Source organism: Okeania sp. SIO2B9 (assembly GCF_010672505.1).
Lineage (GTDB): Bacteria > Cyanobacteriota > Cyanobacteriia > Cyanobacteriales > Microcoleaceae > Okeania > Okeania hirsuta.
Genome location: NZ_JAAHGK010001121.1, coordinates 1 through 2,484 on the forward strand (window position 1 = coordinate 1; position 2,484 = coordinate 2,484).

Consider the following 2,484-nt stretch of genomic DNA (forward strand, 5'->3'; position numbering starts at 1 on the left):
TTGCTTTTTCGATCAGTTCTACCTATCAATTAAGAATTATAGTAGTTTTTACTTAAGTAGACTACGGTAGGAAGGTTCCATGGAAGGTCTATACAAAGGTTTTTATTCTTTAGGAGTGCGTTCCATCTTTCTGAAAACTGCTGTAAATGCAAAGCAAAAAACTCTAACATTTACATTTGAGCTGTAAATATACTTTTAAGGGAAAGGAAATAGCTAATCTGGCAACAGTGGTAATAGTTTCAGGTTTTTGATCTATAGAAATTTTTTGTACTCGAAAATACTAATTTTTACAGGACTTACGGAGATACACCATATATAGTATGAGTTAACGGCAGTTAACCCCTACAGGTGGTGTATATTTTCATATTTTGCGTAAGTCCTGTTTTATATAAAGGCTATATACAGCAGATTCCATCAGGGGTGAGATACATCCAATAGCGGGCAAGATACCCGCACTGGGAACATTTAATCGTTAATATCTGTACTTCATATACTTGGAATATGCTGTATTTAACTGATACTAATTTGCTCTGGTTAAGTGGAAAGATTATTAGTATACATATTAACCTTCTTGTTCAACCTAGAATTAACTTAGTAATAACCGCCATAATTTTAATTTTACTAATTGACAAGCAAGCATAAATCCGATAGCTATAATCTCCTGGTCTTCAACTAATTAATATGTGGCAACCTCATAAAAAACAATCAAAATCAACCATTGAAACTCGGAAATTAACCAATTTACTCATTCTGTTATCTCCCGCAACTATATGGATCTTAATTTTCTTCATCATCCCTTTAATAATTGTACTTATTTATAGCTTCTTAGAAAGAGGTACTTACGGTGGGGTTGTTTGGCAATTCACCCTAGATAATTATCAACAACTAGCTCAAGGAATATACTGGGGAATATTTGGGCGGTCTTTCTTTTTAGCTTTAATTACAACTATTATTTGCTTACTAATTGGCTATCCTTTAGCATATTTTATTGCTACCCGTAGACCACCTTGGCGTAATGTCTTACTAATGCTAATAATCATCCCTTTTTGGACGAATTTTTTAGTTCGTACTTATGCTTGGATTGTATTACTTCGTACCGAAGGAGTATTTAATATTGCTCTACAAAGTTTACAGCTAATAAATGAACCTTTGACTCTTCTTTTCACCCCATTTGCTGTAATTATTGGCTTAGTTTATGGTTATTTACCATTTATGATTTTACCCTTGTATGTCACAATTGAACGTTTTAATTTTTCTTTGTTAGAAGCTGCTCAAGATTTGGGAGCAAATGATTTACGAACTTTTTTTCGTGTAGTTTTACCATTGACAATCAAAGGAATAGTTGCTGGTTCGTTACTCGTTTTTATTCCAGCATTTGGTGCTTTTATTACTCCTGATATTTTAGGCGGTGCCAAAACTATGATGGTGGGAAATCTCATTCAAAATCAGTTTATTAAAGCGAGAAATTGGCCGTTTGGTTCGGCATTATCAATTTTATTAATGGTAATCGTATTAATCCCAGTTATTATATATTTCCGGATTTCAGAAGACAAAAAAATTTCACTTTAAAAGCTAGAATGAAACAATTAGATTTACTCATTCGTTCTCTTGGTAAGTTTGGGTTATGGCTAAATGCTGCTCTGGGTTTTGCCTTTCTCTATTTACCAATTTTTATATTAGTAATTTACTCTTTTAATAATTCTCGTTTTAATGCTATTTGGCGAGGCTTCACTTTAGATTGGTATCGGAATTTATTACAAGGAGCAACTAATGACACTATTACAGATGTGATGATTTGGGAAGCTTTAAAAAACAGTCTTTTCGTAGCAGTAATTTCGACAATCATCGCCACAATTTTTGGTACTATGATTGCCTTAGCATTAGAACGTTTTCGTTTTCCCGGACGGACTGTATTGGAGGCAATACTTTTTCTACCAATCATTATTCCAGAAATTACTATAGGACTTTCTTTATTAGTTTTCTTTTCTCTAAGTTTTCAACTAATAGAAAATTTTTTAGGCATTCGTCTAGTGCTAGGTTTACCGACAGTAATTATTGGTCATATAGCATTTTGTATCTCTTTTGTTGTGGTAACTGTGAGAGCGCGGGTAGCTGAACTTGACCCAGCTTTAGAGGAAGCAGCTTTAGACTTAGGTGCTAATGAATGGCGAACTTTTTTTCGTATTACTTTACCTTTGATTTGGCCGGGAATTTTTAGTGCTGCTTTATTAGCTTTTACTTTGTCACTAGATGATTTTGTGATAACTTTTTTTACTGCAGGAGTAGGTTCGACGACATTACCATTATTTGTTTATGGTATGATTAAATTTTCCGTAACACCAGCAATTAATGCTATATCTACTTTGATGTTAATAGCTTCTTTGATGTTGGTAATATCTGCCCTTTTTCTTGAGGAATTAGGGAATCAAAAAAACACCTAATATTCAATCCGTTTGAATACTTATTATATCAGATGGGGAGATA

At 33.3% G+C, this 2,484-nt stretch carries 2 protein-coding genes; both read left to right on the forward strand.

Features of this window, described 5'->3' with window-relative positions; genetic code table 11:
• Nucleotides 1-681 precede the first annotated feature (681 nt).
• Nucleotides 682-1,569 (forward strand): ABC transporter permease, encoded by an 888-nt coding sequence (locus F6K13_RS27965; RefSeq protein WP_124154476.1) that lies wholly within the window; start codon nucleotides 682-684, stop codon nucleotides 1,567-1,569.
• 8 nt (nucleotides 1,570-1,577) lie between these two features.
• A complete protein-coding gene (locus F6K13_RS27970; protein ID WP_287289125.1) occupies nucleotides 1,578-2,441 on the forward strand; it encodes an ABC transporter permease in 864 nt (287 codons plus the stop codon).
• Nucleotides 2,442-2,484 lie beyond the last annotated feature (43 nt).